Source organism: Cellulomonas timonensis, assembly GCF_900046455.1.
Taxonomy (GTDB): domain Bacteria; phylum Actinomycetota; class Actinomycetes; order Actinomycetales; family Cellulomonadaceae; genus Cellulomonas_A; species Cellulomonas_A timonensis.
Map to the genome: position 1 here is coordinate 351,423 of NZ_FCOT01000010.1, position 17,482 is coordinate 368,904.

Consider the following 17,482-nt stretch of genomic DNA (forward strand, 5'->3'; position numbering starts at 1 on the left):
GCCCCCTGTGCCGTCAGCAATGTCCGCTTTGTCCACGACGCTAGTGGGCGAGGGCGGCCACCACCATGGGGCATGCCGTGAGGTCAGCGCGGAGGATCGGCCAGGCGGAAGAACAACGTGGTCTCCCACTTGGTCATGTCGGGCTCGTCGTCCGGGTCGGTCAGGTAGGACTCGACCCGGCAGGCCCACGCGTCGCCCCGTGGGTCATCCCACCTGTCGAAGTCGAGCCCGGCGCGCTCCGCCCAGGCCAGCAGGTCGCCCGTGACGGCGATCAGCTCGTCCGGGTGGCCGGTGTGGGTGACCGTCGCATAACTCCCCGCGGGCAGCACCCCGGCGACCACGTCGCCCTCCCCCTCCACGGGCTCAGCGACGGGGGCGCCCGCTTCCACGAGCAGCTCGCGGTCCATGTCGATGACGTGGTAGCGGATGAACTGCGGCCCCGACGCCTCGACTCCGGCCGCCGCCATCCAGATCGCGAGCTGGTCGAGCCGCTCCACGACCTTGTCGAAGGAGGACATGGTGATCGACTCGCGGATGCCCAGGTAGGGCTGGGCGTCGCGCTGCTGGATGCTGGGCTGCGGCATGTCGACTCCTCGGAGACGGCGCCCACGGGCGTGGGTCAATCCCGACATTAGGCCGGGAGGCCCACCCCGTCCTGCGCTGCGCTGCTGTTCCCTTCGGGGCCGACGACTTCTAGCCTCGAAGGATGTGCCGGAACATCCGAACCCTCCACAACTTCGAGCCCGCCGCCTCGGATGACGAGGTGCACGCCGCGGCCCTGCAGTTCGTGCGCAAGGTCAGCGGCTCCACCCACCCGTCGCAGGCGAACCGCGCCGCCTTCGACCACGCCGTGGCCGAGATCGCGCACATCACCCAGCACCTGCTGGACGACCTGGTGACGTCGGCGCCACCGAAGGACCGCGAGGTCGAGGCGGCCAAGGCGAAGGCGCGCAGCGCGCAGCGGTTCGCGCCTGCGTGAGCCGCGTCTGAGGGCCTCGTCCGACAGGTGACGGGGGCTGTCGTCGACGAGGGAACGGCGCTGTCGACGTGGGGTTGCGCGGGGTCTGCCGACAGGTACGCTCAGCCTGCCTCATCGGAGTGGTCGATCCGATGGGATCTGATGACTTCGCTCGTGGCGCCTCCTCCCCCCATCGACCATCGGACTCGCCATCGTCACCGTTCCCGCCCCGCGCGAGGTGTACCTCGCACCCCCTGAGACTGCAGTCGAGCCCGCGCTGCCCGTCACCGCCGCCTCCCGCGCGCGACTCCGCGAGCGCGACGACGTCGTCCTGCTCAAGGGCCGCTACTGCCTGGTCAACACCGGCCTGACGCCCCACGAGGCGATGGTCGAGGACCTGCTGTTCGTGCGCGACGCCCTCGACCAGGCCGGCATCGACTGCCTGCTGGTGCGCGGCAACGACGAGCGCCCAGTGATCGCCGTGGACCGCGCACAGCGCAAGGCCCTGCGCGCGGCGCTCGCCAGCGCGTGCGCGGACGAGCCGTTCTACGTCAAGCCCCTCGATGCCAAGGCGCCGACTCTGCTGGTGGCCGACGGCGCCCTGTCCACCACGTCGAAAGCCCGGGCGTTCCGGCTGTACCGGCCACGGGTGTGCCTCAACGGCGGGCTGCGCTACGGGGCCGCCACCGGCGTGCAGATCGAGCTGTGGGCGTTCGGCGACGAGGACATCGTGCTGCCGATCGAGAACTCGCTGACCCGCCGCGCCATCCACCGCAGCGAGGCGGTGCGCGGCGAGGTCGAGCGCTACGGGCGGACGTGGACCACCATCGAGAACATGTTCGCCGAGCACGCCGCGGACATCAGCTTCGACATCGACCTGGTGTTCTCCTGGGTGGACGGCGCCGACAGCGACTGGCAGAAGGCCCGCGCCGCGCGCATGCAGAGCTACGTGGTGGGCGAGGGCGACGACTCCGAGGCCCGGTTCCGGCAGATCGACGAGCTGCGTTACGCGCTGCGCTCGGTGCACATGTTCGCCCCGTGGGTGCGCCGCATCTTCGTCGCGAGCGACTCCCCCAAGCCGGCGTGGCTGGCCGACCACCCGGGCGTGACGTTCGTGCGCAGCGAGGAGTTCTTCACCGACACCTCGGTGCTGCCCACGCACAACTCGCAGGCCGTCGAGTCGCAGCTGCACCACATCCCCGGCCTCGCCGAGCACTTCTTGTACTCGAATGACGACATGTTCTTCGGCCGCGCGGTGAGCCCGGCGATGTTCTTCTCCCCGGGCGGGATCACCAAGTTCATCGAGGCCAGCACCCGCATCGGGTTGGGTGAGAACAACGAGGTGCGCAGCGGGTTCGAGAACGCTGCCCGCGTGAACCGGCGTCTGCTGAACGAGCGCTTCGGCCGCGTCACCACCCGCCACCTTGAGCACGCCGCGACTCCGCTGCGCCGCAGCGTCATGGCCGAGTTGGAGGCCGAGTTCCCCGACGAGTTCGCCGCCACCGCGGCCAGCCCGTTCCGGGCGAGCTCGAACATCTCCGTGACGAACTCGCTGTACCACTACTACGCGCTGCTCATGGGCCGCGCCGTGGCGCAGGAGAACGCCCGCGTGAAGTACGTCGACACCACGTCGCGGGCCGGGCTCGCGGACATGACGTCGCTGCTGGCCTCGCGGGAGATGGACTTCTTCTGCCTCAACGACGGCAGCTTCCCCGAGATCGACGCGGACTTGCGCACCCGCGCCGTGACCGAGTTCCTCGAGCAGTATTACCCGATCGCGGCGCCGTGGGAGAAGGCGGCTGAGGGCGGTCCCGTCAGCCCTGCCTGACGGTCGCCCACACGCGGGAGCGGTCCTCCGCTCCCGCGTCGCGCCGCTCACGGAGCGGCTCCGGGATCACCACGCCGGCGGCGGCCAGGCGCCGGGCCGCCTCCTCGGGCGTCACCGGCTCCCCCACCGTCAGGCCCGTGCCGAGGGGGACCACCGAGTGCACGATCGTGTCGTCGTACACGTGGACCAGGTTGAAGCCCTGCGCGCCGTCGCGCCCCCGCAGGCCGCCGCCCGCCGCCACGTTGAGGTCCTGCGTGTAGCAGGTGGCTGAGGCCACCGACACGGGGATGCCCGCGAACATCGCTGTCGTCGAGTAGTGCAGGTGCCCCGCGAGCACCGTGCGCACGTCGGTGCCGCGCAGCGCGTCGGCCAGGCGGTGCTGGTCGCGCAGCTCGACGAGCACCGCGAGGTCCAGCACGCTCGGCACCGGCGGGTGGTGCAGCGCGAGGACGGTGCCGTGCGGGGCCGGCTCGGCCAGCACGCCGGCGAGCCACTCGAGCTGGGCTGGGGCCATCTCCCCGTGGTGGTGGCCCGGGACCGTGGTGTCGAGGGTGACGATGCGCAGCCCGTCCACGTCGTCGACGCGATCGACGGGGCCGTCTGACGGGGGCTCGTCCAGCAGCGCGCGGCGGACCTCCGCCCTGTCGTCGTGGTTGCCCATCGCCCACACGACGAGCGCGCCCAGCCGCTCGGCGACAGGCTCCACGAGGGCGCGCAGCATCGCGTAGGCATCGGGCTCGCCCTTGTCGGCCAGATCACCGGTGACGACGATCGCGTCCGGCCGGATGCCCGACGTCTCGGCCTCGGCCAGCACCTGCCGCAGCCGCGCCGTCGCGTCGACAGCCCCGTACAACGGGCCACCGCCGACCAGGTGTGTGTCGCTCAGGTGCCAGAGCACATGATGCGGTCGAGGGTGCTCTGCTACGCGGTGGCTCATCGTTCCCCGTCCTGGGATCCCGGTCGTGCGTTCGATCTCACCACTGCCCACCCAACACCCGGTGACCACTAGGCGACGGTGAGGCGTCGATCCGGGAGCGTCCGGACACAGCGGTGCGCGGCGTCTCCGCCGGCTCGCGTGTCCGGGCTCGCGTGTCCGGCCTGACTCTCAGGCCTCGTCGGAGTCCGCTGCCTCGGGCGCGGGCTGCTCGGGCGGCGCCTTCTTCTCGGGAGCCTGGCCGCCGCGGTTGCCGTAACGCTGCCGGAACTTCTCCACGCGGCCGGCGGTGTCGACCACGCGCGACTGCCCTGTGTAGAACGGGTGCGTGGCGCTCGAGATCTCGATGTCGACCACTGGGTAGGTGTTGCCGTCCTCCCAGACGATGGTCTTGGACGGCGTCGCCGTGGACCGCGTCAGGAAGGCGAACTCGCCAGACACGTCACGGAAGACGACCGGGTGGTAGTCGGGGTGGATGTCCTTCTTCATGCCTCCAGCATGTGCCGGTAGGCCGGCGCGCGCAGCCTGGCGCGCCAGGAATGTCGAGGCCTCCGCCTGAGACGCAGCGCGCCCCCGCGGCCCGACGTCGATGACCAACGAGCGACTCCACGGGCCCCCGAAGGCGCCGAGGACTGACCACCGCGTCAGCCGACTACGCAGCACTCCGGTCGGCTCAGGGGTGGTCCAGGGCGGTCGCGCCGCCGACGCCGTACAGGAGGGTCGCGAGGCCGTCCTCAGGCGCTCCGAGCGGCAGCTCATCCTGCTCGAGCAGGTGCTTGCCGAGCCGGTGGGCGGGCGGCAGCTCGATGGGATACCTGCCGCTGAAGCACGCAGTGCACAGCTGCGACGCTGGCTGCTCTGTCGCCTCGATCATCCCTTCCGCGGAGAGGTAGCCGAGCGAGTCGGCACCGAGCGAGGCCCCGATCTCCTCGACCGTGAGGCCGTTCGCGATGAGCTCGGCGCGGGACGCGAAGTCGATCCCGTAGAAGCACGGCCACTTCACCGGAGGCGCGCTGATCCGGATGTGCACCTCTGCGGCGCCGGCCTCGCGCAGCATCCGCACCAGGGCGCGCTGGGTGTTTCCGCGCACGATCGTGTCATCGACGACCACCAGGCGCTGGCCGCGGATGACCTCCTTGAGCGGGTTGAGCTTGAGCCTGATACCCAGCTGGCGCAGCGTCTGCGACGGCTGGATGAACGTGCGCCCGACGTAGGCGTTCTTCGTCAGGCCCTGCCCGAAGCGGATTCCCGACTCGGCGGCGTACCCGACCGCGGCCGGCGTCCCCGACTCGGGGACCGGGATGACAAGGTCCGCTTCGACGGGGTGCTCCTGTGCGAGCCGACGGCCCATCGCGACGCGGGCGGCGTGCATCGAGCGCCCGGCGATCGACGTGTCGGGCCGTGCGAGATACACGTACTCGAACGCGCACCCGGCCCGGTCGATCTCCGCGAACCGCGTGCTGCGCAGCCCCTCGGCGTCGATCGCGACAAGCTCCCCCGGCTCGACCTAGCCACAGCGTCAGGAAGGCGTCATAGGGACGTTCGGCCGACTCGACGGCACATCGCTCTGGACCCGTCATGGCGGACACCGGCGGTGTGCTGGACGGTCCCCGTCCACCCGTCGTCTCGACGTCGATCCCGCACCGCCCACCACTGACCACCGCGGCGACCACCCCGCGGGCATGCGACCAGCTCAGGTGCGTCGTCTCGGCGCCCTCAACCCATGGGCGGCCGTGCGGGCCGCCACAGACAGCGCACTGCTGCCGCACGATCTGGTCCTCGGGGCGCCCACCGAGCACCGCGGCGACGCACGCCCTGGCAAGGACGTGCGCCGCCACGAAGTCGTCAGCATCGGAAGCGTGGACGAAGCGGGCCGCCCTCGCACGCTCCTCGCGCGTCAGCATCCGGCCCGGTGCGTCGAAGCGGCACAGGACCTCACTCGTCGCGAGCACAACGGCGTGCGCGGACTGGACCGCCCGGGCGTCGGCCTCGGTGTCGTCCACCCGGCTCAGCGGTACGCCGCAGCCTGGAGCTGGAAGAGGTCCGCGTACAGGCCGTCCCTCTCCATGAGCTCGCGATGGGACCCCGCCTCAACGACCCGGCTGTCGGCGACCACGAGGATCAGGTCGGCCATCTGGACTGTCGAGAAGCGGTGGGACACGAGCAACGTGACAGCACCCGTCAGCCGGCCCACCCGCTGCGCGTTCGACGCGTACCTGTCGAACAGCTCGTGCTCGGCCTGCGCGTCCAGTGCCGATGTCGGCTCGTCGAGGATCAACAGCAGCGGAGCCTCGCGCATCATCGCGCGGCCGAGCGCGAGCTTCTGCCACTGGCCGCCCGAGAGCTGCGCCCCATCGGTGTGCGTCGTGCCCAGTTGTGAGTCGAGCCCGTCGTCGAGACGGTCGAGCACCGACTCCGCGCGGGCACGGCGGAGCGCCGCGAGCACTTGGGGTCACCGCCCATCTGGTCCGACGCGATGCGGGGACGGAACGTGTCGGCGGGCACCGCGCCGTCCCACGGCTGCCCGAGCACGACCGTGGCCGCGAGACGGCCGATCTCGTCGGACCCGCGAGCGCCGTGCCCGTTTCCCCCGACAGCGACCGTCAGCGTCTCGTCGTCAACGTGCCCGATGTACGGATAGCGCGAAGGGGTCTTCTCGATGATGCAACAGGCCGAGCGCACGGACGGCGGCTTGAGGTCCGGCACAAGCATCTGCATCATCTCGCTCAGGAAGATCTCCTGGCGAGGCGTGAGGGTCTGCGCGGCATACCACTCGACCATGTCCCCAAGCCGGGTCAGCTCGTCCACGACGGGCTGCATGCCGGGGCCGATGCGCATGTACCAGCGACCGTCGGGGTAGCGCACGGGCGGCAACAAGTAGAGCGAGAGGTTTGCCTCGCCGACGTCTTCCGGGTCGACCGTGACGACAGTCGGCAGGGTGCGCAGCGCGCCGAGCTGCTCCTCGCCGAGCTCGTAGAGCAGGTTCGGCTCGGTGAACGCGTGCAGCGCGAGCCGGCGTCCCCCAGGGAGCACGCCCGCGACGTTGGTGAACGCACCGGTCGCGACCAGCAGCCGCTGCGCGTTGACCGTCTCGTCGACGCCGTCGCCGCGCACGTCGAGCACCCAGCCCCCGGACCCGGCCGGGCGTACGTCGGTCACCGCGGCTCGCACGTGGCGCGCGCCGCCGCCAGCAGCCAGGGCGAGCTGCGCCCGCACCAGGAGCCTGGGGTTCAAGTAGCCGGCGCCGCGGTTCTCGTAGAGCCCCTCGACGCCGCCCGCTATCGGCACGGCGCCGAGTGCCGGGAACCGTCGCGCGAGGTCGTCCTCGTCGAGGCGCTCCACGGCGATGCCGTCGGCCGCGCACTGGGCGAGGATCTTCTCGGTGCGGTGGCTGATGGACCGCGCCATCAGCACGAGCGAGCCGCAGTCCTCGAAGAACGGCAGACCGCTGCGCTCCTCGATGCTCGCGAACCTCTCCTGCGAGCGGGCGTCGAGCGAGCCCCACACGGCGTCCCAGCCGAGCCGGCGGACGATCCGTGCCTCGTCGTGGTGGGCCCCGAACGCGTGCTCGGGGCGGGTGGACGCGTCGTCGGGACCGCTCGGGCCGATCACTGTGACGTCGACGCCCGCGTCGGTCAGGTGCCTCGCGGCAGCCGAGCCGAACATGCCGGCGCCGACGATCGCGACATCCGTGGTGTGCGACATGGCTCCCCAGGTGAAGACGAACGACGGTGGTCTTGGCCTCGGGCCGTGGAGCGCGGTGAGCGTATCGACATTTGACCCCTTCGGGCGGTTTGTGACCATACTGTGAGAGCGTGGCCGCGCGAGGCGGCGGGTAACCGTGACGGCGGAGGGAAGCCGGCAATCGACGTGTACGACGCCATCGCTGAGCGGTACGACGAGCTCTGGGGAACGCGGGCCCACGACGCGGCCGAGTTCGCCTTCCTGCGGGCGCACGCGGGAACGGGGCCGGTGCTCGAGGTGGGGGTCGGCACCGGGCGGGTCGCCATCCCGCTGGCGCTGTCGGGGCTCGCCGTCGTGGGGGTCGACCCGTCACGGGGCATGCTCGACGTGCTCGCGCGCAAGCTGGCCCAGCAGCCGGGAGCGGACGTCGAACCACGCCTCGGGGACATGACCCTCGCCGGGGTGACGGGCGCCTTCATGCTCGTCTACTGCGTCTACCACACGCTCGTCTACGCAGGCTCCCGGGCGGAGCAGGCGACCCTGTTCAGGCGCGCGGCCGAGCTGCTCCGACCTGGTGGGACCCTGGTCGTCGAGGCTTACCACCCCGGACTGGCACGCCGCGTGCGCTGGGACCGTGGGGTGCGGGTGCGGGTGCTCACGGACGCGGCGTGCGACATCGAGGTCTACGAGCACGACGCGGATCTGCAGACGGTGGACGTCACGGCGATCCGGGTCCAGGGCGGGGACGCCGAGCGAACCCGCTGGGTCGAGCGATACCTGCTCCCGGCACAGCTCGATGGCCTCGCCACCGACGCCGGGCTGGTCCTGCACGCGCGCACGGGTGGCTACGCGGACGAGCCGTTCACCACAGCGAGCCGGCGCTGCGTGAGCGTCTACCGACACCGCCAGCCCGAGGGAACGCGCGGTCGCGGCTGACGACGCGTCCGCGCTGTCAGCAGAAGCCCGACCACTCCTCGGGGTCGATAGCCCCGGCCGTGCGCGGGTTCGCGAGCGCACGGGCGAGCGCCGCGGCGTTGTGCGCACGCGCGTCCGCAGCCGCGCCCGCCAGGACCCGCTCAGCACCGAAGTCGAGCAGCCAAGACGGTTGCAAACGGGCGCCGCGGAGTGCTTTCGCCTCGCTCGCCTTGATCCCGGCGTGCAGCCGACGGTCACCGGACACGGCGGAGCGCTCGATCAACTCGTAATAGACAAGGTTGAAGTACTCCGCCGCGCCGGGCGCCAGCCGGTCGTAGTCGAACCCCGCCCAGCGCAGGTGCACCGTGCCGTTCCACCGGTAGTAGAGGCAGAAGCCGGTCACGACGCCGTCGCGTGCGCACGTCAGCACACGGGCCTCCGCTCCCATCCCCTCGATGTGCGCGCGCAGCAGGGACTCGTAGGACTCGACGTCCTGCACCGTTCCGTACTTGCCCCCGGTCGCGCGCGCGAGCGGGCCGAGCACCGCGACCCGCTCCGCGAGCGTCGAGTCCTCGACGACGTACCCCGCCTCGCGGAACCGTCGCCGTTCGCCGCGCACCGCCACGCGTCGTTTGGACGTCAGCGTGCCGAGCCACGCGTCCCAGCCCCCGCACACGTCGATCGACGCGTCGAGCTCGAGCAGGACTGGGATCCCGTCGACGCCGGCGGCGAGAGCACGGCGCACACCGTCGGTGTCGAGGTACATGCCCACCGTGGCGGCCTGCGACGCGCCGCCGCCCGAGGCTTCGCCGACGACGGCCGCCGCCTCGCGCAGCTGGTCGACGAGCATTGCGACGTCCTCGGGCCCCGAGGCCGGTGCGGACACGAGCCGGCCCTGGTAGCCCTGCAGCACGCCGATCATCGCGCCGTGGCCTGGGAGCGCCGGCAGCCCGCGCTCCGCGAGGAGGGTGTTCCAGTCGTAGAGTCCGGCCGCAGCCGACTCGACCTCGGTGACCACGGCGCCCGCGCGCGGCCGGGACGGCTCGCCCGCGAGCAGCAGACCGGTGCGGCCAGCCGCGGCCCCGGCGCAGTAGCGGACCCAGCGGGCGCTCGAGTAGAACGCGTCCTGGGTCAGCGCGTCCCAGTGCACGTCGTCAACGGTCGCCGGCGCGAAGCCGAGGTCGCGGGCGGTCGTGATGTCCATGGGTCTCCTCGATCAGTGGGCGAACAGGCGAGAGACGCTCAGCACGAACGCCATGACGATGAGGGTCACGCCACACACGAGGCGCGCCCGGAGAAGCGCCCGGGGACTGCTCAGGACGCTGCGGGAGGCCAGTCCGGTGAGCAGTGCGACCGCGACGAGGACGCTCGTGCCCAGCACGTTGAACAACACGCCGAAGAAGGCGACCTGCTGCCATGTCGGGCCGTCCTGCGCCCGGACGAACTGCGGGATGAACGACAGGTAGAACACGACGACCTTGACGTTGAGCAGGTTGACCAGGGCTCCGCGCGCCGTGACGGTCAGGAGGCCCGGCCGCTCGTCGGTCGCGGCCATCGCGCCCGAGGACGCCGACCCGTCGGGCAGGGCTGCGCCGGGCGAAGCGTCGTCGCGCGGGTGGTCGGCATAATGCGGCGTCCCGCCCGCCGTCGCGGGTTCGGCGACCGGGAGCGCGCTCGTGTCCCGGATCATCGCGACGCCGGACCACACGAGATAGGCAGCGCCCGCGAACGTGACGACGTTCATCAACACGGGCGACGCCGCGACGAGGGCGGACAGCCCAGCCGCGGCGAGGACCACGTGGCACAGCGAGCCGAGGGCGATCCCGAGCGCGGCGCACACACCCGCACGCGTACGCCACCGCAACGTGGCGCCGACGACATAGGTCATGTCGAGCCCGGGGGTGAGGTTCAGCGCGAGGCTGGCCAGGACGAAGGCCCCGACCACCCCGATCTCCGGGACGAACACCCCCGGGCCCACCTCAGCGCGCGCCCGTCGGGATGGTCGCGCTGCTCCGGCGCGCGTCGACGGCCCGGGCGAGGTCTCGGACGGTCGCCGCCGTGAAGATCACCGTGAGCGGCAGGGCGACCCCGAGCTCCTCCTCGATCCCCTGGAGCATCGACAGGACGACGAGGGAGTGGCCCCCGACGTCGAAGAAGCTCTGCTCCATCCCGAACGACTCGGTTCCGAGGAGCTCGGACCAGACCCGGGCGACGGCGCGCTCGGTGTCGTCCGCCGGGGGGTCCACGGGCGCCGCCTGCTCCGCCTCGACCGGGAGCGCGGCGACGTCGACCTTGCCGCCGACCGTGGTCGGCCAGAGCGGGACGGCGAGCACCTGCGCAGGGACGTTCGCGGGCGGGAGCACCGTGGCCACCCGGTCGCGCGCGCGGGCCGCGACGTCCCGCCTGGCGCCGTCGCCACCGTCCGGCACCAGGACCCAGCCAACGAGGCGGGCGTCGGGCCCCTCGCCGAGCAGCCGGACCACGGCGTCGACCACACCGTCCTCGCGACGCAACACGGACTCGACCTCGCCGGTCTCGACCCGCACGCCGCGCACCTTGACCTGTCCGTCATCCCGCCCGAGGAAGTCGAGCGACCCGTCGCCACGCAGCCGCCCGAGGTCGCCCGTGCGGTAGACGCGTCCCTGGTCGGCTGTCTCGACGAACCGTGCGGCCGTGAGCGTCGGGTCACCGAGGTACCCGCGTGCCACACCGGCGCCCCCGACCCAGATCTCGCCCGCGACCCCAGGCAGCACGATCCGGCCGGCGTCGTCGCGGACCGTCACTGTGACACCGTCGAGCGGGGGGCCCAGCGTCGGGCGCGTGCCGGTGACCTCGACGGCCGTCGCGTTCACCGTGACCTCCGTCGGGCCGTAGACGTTGAAAGCGCGGACCGGCGACGCCGCGAGGGTGCACCACAGCCCATCGTTCACTGCCTCGCCACCCACGAGGACCACCCCGGGCCGGTGCGCGTCCGCGTCCAGCAGGCCCGCGGCGAGCAGGAGGGTGAGGAATGTCGGCGTGACATCGATGACGTCGACCCCCGCTCGGCGGCACAGCCGCACATACGCGGGCGGGTCCCGGCGAGTGTCCTCGTCGACGACGACGAGGTGGTGACCCGCGGCGAGGAGCCCGAGCCGCTCGACCGAGCCGTCGAACACCAGCGACGGCGTGAGCGTGCCCACGAGAGGCTCGTCCCGGCCCACGGTCGCCGGACCGTAGATCCGCGCGCGATGGGCCCGCACGAGGTTCACGACGGACCGGTGCTCGACGACGACACCCTTGGGCCGCCCTGTCGTGCCGGAGGTGTACAGCACATACGCGACGCCATCGGGTTGCGCCCGCGGCTCGAGCGGGCCCGCCGGCTCCTTGACGACGTCTGAGACCGCGAGCGTCGGCACGCCCAGGTCCTGCGCACTGTCGGCGGCGAGGAGGAGGACGGCGCCGGCGTCCGCGAGGACCGTGCGACGACGCTCGACCGGCCACTGCGGGTCAAGCGGGACGTACGCCGCGCCTGCCGCCCAGACGCCGAGCACCGCGGCGACGAGGTCGACGTCACGCTCGGAGGAGATGCCCACCACCGCGTCCTCACCGGCCGCGGCCAGGATCGCAGCGGCGACAGCGGCTGCAGACCGCGTGAGCTCCGCGTAGGTCACGGTCCGTCGGGCGTCGCTGACCGCCGGGGCGGCGGGGGTGCGGGCAGCCTGCTCGGCCACCAGGTGCACCAGGGTCGCGCCGGGAGCCTCCGGCGCCCCGCTGGGAATGCCCGCGGTCGCCGGCGCGGCGCCACCCAGGGGCAGATCGGCCAGCAGCACGGCGGGATCCGTGCCGATCTGACCGAGGACCGCGACGAGGATGGCGACGAGCTCGTCAGCGGGGCCATCGGCGTCGCGTGTGGTCACCACCGCACGGGCCCCGGACGCGTCGTGCAGCACATGGACGCCGATCCGGTCGTCGTGGCTGTCGTCTGAGAGGACCACGTGGTCCCGGACGTGCGCGGTCCGCACCGGCAACGCCGCGAACGTCACGGGCCCTTGCGGACGTCGGCTGTCGGCCGCGAATGTGCCCACGCTCTGGCGCGACCACCGGAACGAGTCCGCCACGGCCACGAGCTCGGCGTGGGCCCTCACGACGGACGCGAGCACCTCGCTGGTCACCTCGTCGGCCTCGAGGACACGCGGCAGTGGCAGTAGGCGCGAGAGCACCCCGACCGTCGACGCCAAGTCGGGGTACACGGTCCGGTGGTCCACGAGCACGGCGGTCGCGGGCAGGGCGTCCCGAGCTCGTGCGCGGACCGTCTCCCAGGCCGCGAGCAGGAACGCGTGGACGTCCACCCCGGCGGTGGCCGCCCGCGTGGTGATGGCCGACCACTGCCCAGGGCCGACGAGCGCATCCGCCGTCTGCACCGGCTCGTCGGCGTCCGCCCTCCCCCCCCGCGCGGCCCGCGACGGCCGCGGGAGTTGGTCGCCCTCGGCGTCCGAGACGACGTCCAGCCGCCCCGCGGCGTACTGCCCCGCCTGCACCGGCTCGTCGAGCGTTCTCCCGGTGAGGATCTCGACAAGGTCGTCCGCGAGCACGACGAGCCCGCCGAGGTCGACCAGGTCGTCCGGCGCGCTCAGCTCGATCTCCGTGACCCCTGCGGACGACGCGAGCGTCACCTCGAGGCGAGCCACCGTCGACACGGCCCGGGCCGTGTCGCTCGCGGCGTCGACGGCCCACACGAGCGGCGCGTCGTCGTACACGTGGTGGACGACCCGCGACAGGCGCCGCTCCGTGCTCGTGCGCAGCGCCTCGTGCCGCGCGACGATGGTCGCCAAGGCCGCCTGCGCGGCCTCACGGGTTGTCCCCGACGGCAGCGGCAGCCGCAGACGCGAGCGCCCGAGGCCACGGCGCTCGCCGTGCTGGAGCGCTGCGGCCTGGTCCGTCACGCTCATCGGAGGGCCCCGCCAGCCGCCGGGACGGCCATCTCGAACGCCCCAGGAACGGCCACCTCGTGGAAGTGCGACGCCCGCGCCATCGACACGAGCACCTTGCGCGTGCCGGTGAACGGATCGCGCGCGTGGCACACCCGGAGGTTGTCGAGCAGCATCACGTCGTCCTTCTCCCACGGGAACCGCACCCGCGCGGCGTCGTACGCGCGCCGGACCTCCGCCATCATGTCGTCGGCGATCGCACCGCCGTCCCCGAAGTACGCGTGGCGGGGCAGGTCGTGCTCGGGCATCGCCTCGAGCATCGCGGCCCGGATCTGCGGGTCAAGGTTCGTCACGTGGAACAGGTGGGCCTGGTTGAACCACACCGGGCGCCCGAGCGCGGGGTGCTGCACGACGGCCGGCAGCACGTGCTCCGTGCGGAGCCGGTCGCCTTCGCGCCACTCCCATGTCAGGCCGTCACGCTGGCAGTCCGCCTCGACGTCCGCCCGGTCATCCGTCTGGAACGCCTCCTGCCAGGTCAGCTCGAGCCCAGCGCCGAAGTTGCGCACGTAGCGCAGGCCGCGCCGCACGAACTCGTCGCGCACGTCCGAGTCGATCGCGTCGAAGACGTCGTCGGTCCGGGCGATCGGCGTGGCGCCCCCGGTCTCAGCGACGATCACGGAGTGGAACATGATCCGGGTGGGCCACCGGTACTGGAACGCGTTCTCGCTGTGCAGCTCGATCGACAGCGCCGACGGGTGCTCGGTGGAGGTGTAGACGCCCTCGCGCTCCTTGGTGCGGCGCGTCGAGCGCTGGGTGTATTCGAGCCCGCCGCCGCCGACCGTCGCGCCGAACCGCGGGAAGCCGGTCTCCGGGGCGACCAGGAAACCACGGAACAGCAACGAGCCGTGCTCCGCGAGCATCGCCTCGATCCGCGCCACGTTCTCCTCAGCCCACGCGCCGAGATCGATGTCGGTCGTTGGGCGCACGACGAGCGGGTGGGCCGCGCCGTCGATCTGTGCGGTCACCACGTCAGCCGCACCGGTCGGGACCGATCGCGGGCGCAGGCTCCGGAAGCTGGGTGTTGGGGAAGTCATACCGATCCTCTCGTCGTCACGGGCTGCGCCGCGGTGAGCGCGGCGTCAGGTCGGGCGCTGCTGGTGTGCCAGCGCTCGAGCATGTAGAGCGTCCACAGGGCGTACGCGTCGGCGGGGCGGAAGGCTTGGACGAACGACCGGAGCCTGTCGGGATCGAAGTAGCCGCGTCCGAGCGACTCCTCGGCGAGCAGCGCGGACGTGATCCGGTCACGTAGGAGGCGCGTGAGCCAGGACTCGAGCGGGACGGCGAGCTCCTGCTTGCGCCGGTGCACCACACTGGCGGGCAGGTAGCGCTCGGCGACCGCCTTGAGCAGGGCCTTCTCGTTCCCCGGGACCAGCCGGAGGCCGGGGCCCAGGGTGCTGACGTACTCGACGAGCCGGTGGTCGAGCATGGGGCTGCGGGCCTCGACAGAGCTGGCCATCGACATCCGGTCGATCTTGACCAGCTGCGCGTCCGGCAGCCAGAACCGGAAGTCCAGCTGCAGCGCCCGCTCGAGGTCGGAGCGGCTCGGGTCGGTGCGTCCGAGCCGGCGCCGCAGGTGCACCGCCGGGTCGGTCTCGGTGACCCGAGACCGGAACGCCGGCGCGTACAGGTGCTCCTTGAGCGCGGGACGCACGCCGTCGACCAGCACGCTCGCGTAGCGGGTGGCCAGGTCGTCCCCCGCCTGGAGCGCCTCGAAGTCGACGCGGTGGCGGTCCGCCGGGTCGACCTCAGGGAGCGCCCGCAGCACGTCGTAGCGCCGGTAGCCACCGAAGATCTCGTCGGCGCCGTCGCCCGTCAGGACGACCGTGACCTCGCGCGCGGCGAGCTGGTACATCCTCCGGCTCGCGATCGCCGACGGGAACGCGTAGGGCTCGCCCATGTGCGCGAGGACCGCGTCCGCGTCGGCCAGGGCGTCGTCCGGCTGCACGGCGACCGCGTGATGCCGTGTACCGCAGAATTGGGACACCGCGCGCGCGTGCTCGGACTCGTCGAACGCCGCCTCCGCGAACCCGATCGAGAACGTGTCCAGCGGTTCTGGACGCATCCGGGCGGCCATCGCCACGACCAGGCTCGAGTCGAGCCCACCGCTGAGCATCGCCCCGAGCGGCACGTCCGCCTCCGATTCGAGGCGGCGCTCGACCGCGGCGCGCAGCAGGCGGTCGATCGTGTCCACCGCGTCGTCCCACCTGACGACTGGGTCGAGCCCGTGGTCGCGCACATCCCAGTACGTGCTGGTCCGGATCCCGTTGTCGTCGAGCACCAGGATCGACGCCGGGGGGAGCTTGCGCACCGAGCGGTAGACCGTGCGGGGTGCGGGCACCACGCGGTGGCTGAGGTACTCATCGACCGCGTCGGGGTCGATCGTGAGGTCGAGATCGTGGTGCTGCGCGAGCGCCGAGAGCTCGGAGGCGAACACGAAGACGCCGTCGGGCGTCGTGCCGTAGAACAGCGGCTTCTTCCCGGCCCGGTCCGTGGCGAGGACGAGCCGCCGGTTCCGGGCGTCGAGGAGGGCAATCGCGAACATGCCGTCGAGGTGCGCGAACATCGCTGTGCCGTGGTGCGCGTACATCGCCGGGAGCACCGCGGCGTCCCCGCGGCCGTGGACCGGCCTGCCCGCGACGAGCATGCGGCGTCGGATCTCGTGGTGGTTGTAGATCTCCCCGTTGAACACGACGGCGACCTGCGGATCGGCGCCGCTGACGGGTTGGTGTGAAGAACAGTGCCGAGCCGGTGAGGAAGAGCCCGGTGCCGGAGGCCGCGACGACGGACGCGACGAGGAAGTGCCGAATCGCCGTCTCCGGCGGGAGCCACCCCCAGGCTCGTTGCCACAGGGTGGCTCCGCGCCCTGCGATCGGACCGTTGGCGCTTCCCCCAGGCGTCGGCACCCGCGTGAGCATACGGCATGAGTTGTCCTGATCTGAGACGGTTCGCCCCATGCGACGAGACACTCAGCGCCTGCGCTCGGTCTCCCTGATGCGGATCAGGCCCGGCCTGTCCTCCTACGGCCTTCTGCCGCCGGCGAGCAGGCGTTCCACACCGGGGAGGTCGTGCTCGACCAGATCCGTCGCGACGACCAACGCATCCCAGGACAGGGGGTCCGCACCGAGCTCTTCGAGGCCGCGGGCGAAGATGTGCCAGTCCAGGGGCTCGGCGCCTGCGCGGGCGCGGTCGAGCCGCTCCAGGAGGTCCCCGGCCGTCGCTCCCATGCCGCCCGGGACGTCGCTGTCCTCGACGCGCCGGACGAGCTCGGACCTCAGTCGCGCGGACGAGGCCTCCAGATCGAGGTCGTGGGCCAACGCTCGCGCCTCGAGCTCGGCGACGGCCTCCTCCAGCGCGGACCGCGTCGCGGGCGACGCCGCAGCACCCATCGCCGCGTAGAAGTCCGCCAGGGCCTCCGGCACGAGGATCGCCAGCTCACGCACCATGTCCAAAGGCTCGTCGGACGTGTGGACCAGGACCACGAGCTTCGTGGGGGACCCGAGCGTGGCCCGGAGCTGGTGCGGCTGACGACGGGTGGTGTCCGACGGTCCTTTGAGCGCGGTGAGGCGCAGGCTCGCGGGCCCCTCCCGCACCGCGGACACATCGCGCAACAGAACGACGATCGAGTCGTCGCGCGAGCAGATCGCGTCAGCCAGCTCGAGACTCGCCGGGGTCGAGGAACTGGACTGGTAGTGCCAGATCGCGGCCGTCACCGGAGGATCGATCCGCACCCGGCGCCAGTGGACTGGTTCGAATCCCTCCCGCCGGACGATGCTCAGAGCCCGCTGCGCGAGTCCACCGGCCACGCAATCGGGCTGGAGCACCAGCACGGCGTGGTCGCGCAGCAGTGCGGCGAGGCCGGCGGCCTCGCGCGGTCGGGCGCGGGCCAGACCGGCCGCCACATGCTCGTCCTCGGAGTACAGCTGCCACTTCTCGGCGTCGTCGGTGAATAGGCGCCAGGCCCCGTCGGCCAGCTCGTCGATCAGCTCCCGTGCCACTGACGTCCTTCCTCGTGCCGGACCCGACCATCGGCCGGAAGGCGTCGCACCGTGCGATTCGGCGCCTGGCCAGCTCACGCCAGCGGCCAGGCTACCGCGGCCCGCGGAGGCGTCAACGAGGTGGGCAGGGGGTTGCGCAGCCGCTCCACGGTTCGCGATGATCACGGCGCGCAGCCACCTGGTTGCCGCCGCGGGGCG

At 72.2% G+C, this 17,482-nt stretch carries 14 protein-coding genes and 1 pseudogene; 3 read left to right on the forward strand and 12 right to left on the reverse strand.

The window, feature by feature from the left end:
- Positions 1-83: 83 nt before the first annotated feature.
- The gene (locus tag BN3788_RS05260) at positions 84-584 is read right to left on the reverse strand and encodes a GyrI-like domain-containing protein (RefSeq protein ID WP_066582743.1); all 501 of its coding nucleotides are present in this window, start codon (positions 582-584) and stop codon (positions 84-86) included.
- A gap of 122 nt (positions 585-706) precedes the next feature.
- On the opposite strand from BN3788_RS05260, the gene BN3788_RS05265 reads away from it, so the two are divergent.
- Positions 707-979 carry a DUF2277 domain-containing protein gene (locus BN3788_RS05265; protein WP_066582744.1) on the forward strand — a complete coding sequence of 91 codons (273 nt, stop codon included), beginning with the start codon at positions 707-709 and terminating at the stop codon, positions 977-979.
- Between the two features lie 364 nt (positions 980-1,343).
- A complete protein-coding gene (locus BN3788_RS05270) occupies positions 1,344-2,786 on the forward strand; it encodes a stealth family protein (protein ID WP_390619767.1) in 1,443 nt (480 codons plus the stop codon).
- Here BN3788_RS05270 and BN3788_RS05275 read toward each other — a convergent pair.
- The 5 genes and pseudogenes from BN3788_RS05275 to BN3788_RS19695 all read right to left on the reverse strand — a co-directional run bounded on the left by BN3788_RS05275 (position 2,773) and on the right by BN3788_RS19695 (position 7,425).
- Positions 2,773-3,723: a phosphodiesterase gene (locus BN3788_RS05275; protein WP_066582745.1), complete on the reverse strand. Its 951-nt coding sequence runs from the start codon at positions 3,721-3,723 to the stop codon at positions 2,773-2,775. The two genes, BN3788_RS05270 and BN3788_RS05275, sit on opposite strands and share 14 nt — an antisense overlap.
- A 168-nt stretch (positions 3,724-3,891) precedes the next feature.
- A complete protein-coding gene (locus tag BN3788_RS05280) occupies positions 3,892-4,209 on the reverse strand; it encodes a type B 50S ribosomal protein L31 (protein ID WP_066582746.1) in 318 nt (105 codons plus the stop codon).
- Between the two features lie 184 nt (positions 4,210-4,393).
- A pseudogene (locus BN3788_RS05285) lies at positions 4,394-5,227 on the reverse strand (amidophosphoribosyltransferase); the annotation flags it as partial.
- A 501-nt stretch (positions 5,228-5,728) separates the two neighbouring features.
- Positions 5,729-6,130, reverse strand: a complete 402-nt coding sequence (locus BN3788_RS05290) for an ATP-binding cassette domain-containing protein (protein WP_234346495.1) — start codon at positions 6,128-6,130, stop codon at positions 5,729-5,731.
- The gene (locus BN3788_RS19695; protein WP_066582748.1) at positions 6,019-7,425 is read right to left on the reverse strand and encodes an NAD(P)/FAD-dependent oxidoreductase; all 1,407 of its coding nucleotides are present in this window, start codon (positions 7,423-7,425) and stop codon (positions 6,019-6,021) included. Before BN3788_RS19695 ends, BN3788_RS05290 begins: the two co-directional genes overlap by 112 nt.
- Positions 7,426-7,590: 165 nt before the next feature.
- Here BN3788_RS19695 and BN3788_RS05300 point away from each other — a divergent pair, with 165 nt between their 5' ends.
- A complete protein-coding gene (locus BN3788_RS05300) occupies positions 7,591-8,340 on the forward strand; it encodes a class I SAM-dependent methyltransferase (RefSeq protein ID WP_066582749.1) in 750 nt (249 codons plus the stop codon).
- Positions 8,341-8,356: 16 nt separating this feature from the next.
- On the opposite strand, the gene BN3788_RS05305 is transcribed toward BN3788_RS05300, so the two are convergent.
- The 6 genes from BN3788_RS05305 to BN3788_RS05330 all read right to left on the reverse strand — a co-directional run bounded on the left by BN3788_RS05305 (position 8,357) and on the right by BN3788_RS05330 (position 17,284).
- Entirely contained in the window at positions 8,357-9,523 is a 1,167-nt protein-coding gene (locus tag BN3788_RS05305; protein ID WP_066582750.1) for a GNAT family N-acetyltransferase, read from the reverse strand.
- 12 nt (positions 9,524-9,535) lie between these two features.
- Positions 9,536-10,285: a LysE family translocator gene (locus tag BN3788_RS05310; protein ID WP_147525057.1), complete on the reverse strand. Its 750-nt coding sequence runs from the start codon at positions 10,283-10,285 to the stop codon at positions 9,536-9,538.
- Between the two features lie 13 nt (positions 10,286-10,298).
- Positions 10,299-13,250: a non-ribosomal peptide synthetase gene (locus BN3788_RS05315; RefSeq protein ID WP_147525058.1), complete on the reverse strand. Its 2,952-nt coding sequence runs from the start codon at positions 13,248-13,250 to the stop codon at positions 10,299-10,301.
- Positions 13,247-14,254, reverse strand: a complete 1,008-nt coding sequence (locus tag BN3788_RS05320) for a TauD/TfdA family dioxygenase (protein ID WP_159066854.1) — start codon at positions 14,252-14,254, stop codon at positions 13,247-13,249. The genes BN3788_RS05315 and BN3788_RS05320 overlap by 4 nt, the downstream gene beginning before the upstream one ends.
- A gap of 65 nt (positions 14,255-14,319) precedes the next feature.
- Positions 14,320-16,224, reverse strand: a complete 1,905-nt coding sequence (asnB, locus tag BN3788_RS05325; RefSeq protein ID WP_082812596.1) for an asparagine synthase (glutamine-hydrolyzing) — start codon at positions 16,222-16,224, stop codon at positions 14,320-14,322.
- An 82-nt stretch (positions 16,225-16,306) separates the two neighbouring features.
- The gene (locus tag BN3788_RS05330) at positions 16,307-17,284 is read right to left on the reverse strand and encodes a nucleoside-diphosphate kinase (protein WP_066582755.1); all 978 of its coding nucleotides are present in this window, start codon (positions 17,282-17,284) and stop codon (positions 16,307-16,309) included.
- Positions 17,285-17,482: the final 198 nt, after the last annotated feature.

Coding starts and splice junctions, on each gene's coding strand:
- BN3788_RS05265 (WP_066582744.1), top strand. CDS start 707: ATGTGCCGGAACATCCGAACCCTCCACAACTTCGAGCCCGCCGCCTCG.
- BN3788_RS05260 (WP_066582743.1), bottom strand. CDS start 584: ATGCCGCAGCCCAGCATCCAGCAGCGCGACGCCCAGCCCTACCTGGGC.
- BN3788_RS05315 (WP_147525058.1), bottom strand. CDS start 13,250: ATGAGCGTGACGGACCAGGCCGCAGCGCTCCAGCACGGCGAGCGCCGT.
- BN3788_RS05270 (WP_390619767.1), top strand. CDS start 1,344: ATGGTCGAGGACCTGCTGTTCGTGCGCGACGCCCTCGACCAGGCCGGC.
- BN3788_RS19695 (WP_066582748.1), bottom strand. CDS start 7,425: ATGTCGCACACCACGGATGTCGCGATCGTCGGCGCCGGCATGTTCGGC.
- BN3788_RS05275 (WP_066582745.1), bottom strand. CDS start 3,723: ATGAGCCACCGCGTAGCAGAGCACCCTCGACCGCATCATGTGCTCTGG.
- BN3788_RS05305 (WP_066582750.1), bottom strand. CDS start 9,523: ATGGACATCACGACCGCCCGCGACCTCGGCTTCGCGCCGGCGACCGTT.
- BN3788_RS05280 (WP_066582746.1), bottom strand. CDS start 4,209: ATGAAGAAGGACATCCACCCCGACTACCACCCGGTCGTCTTCCGTGAC.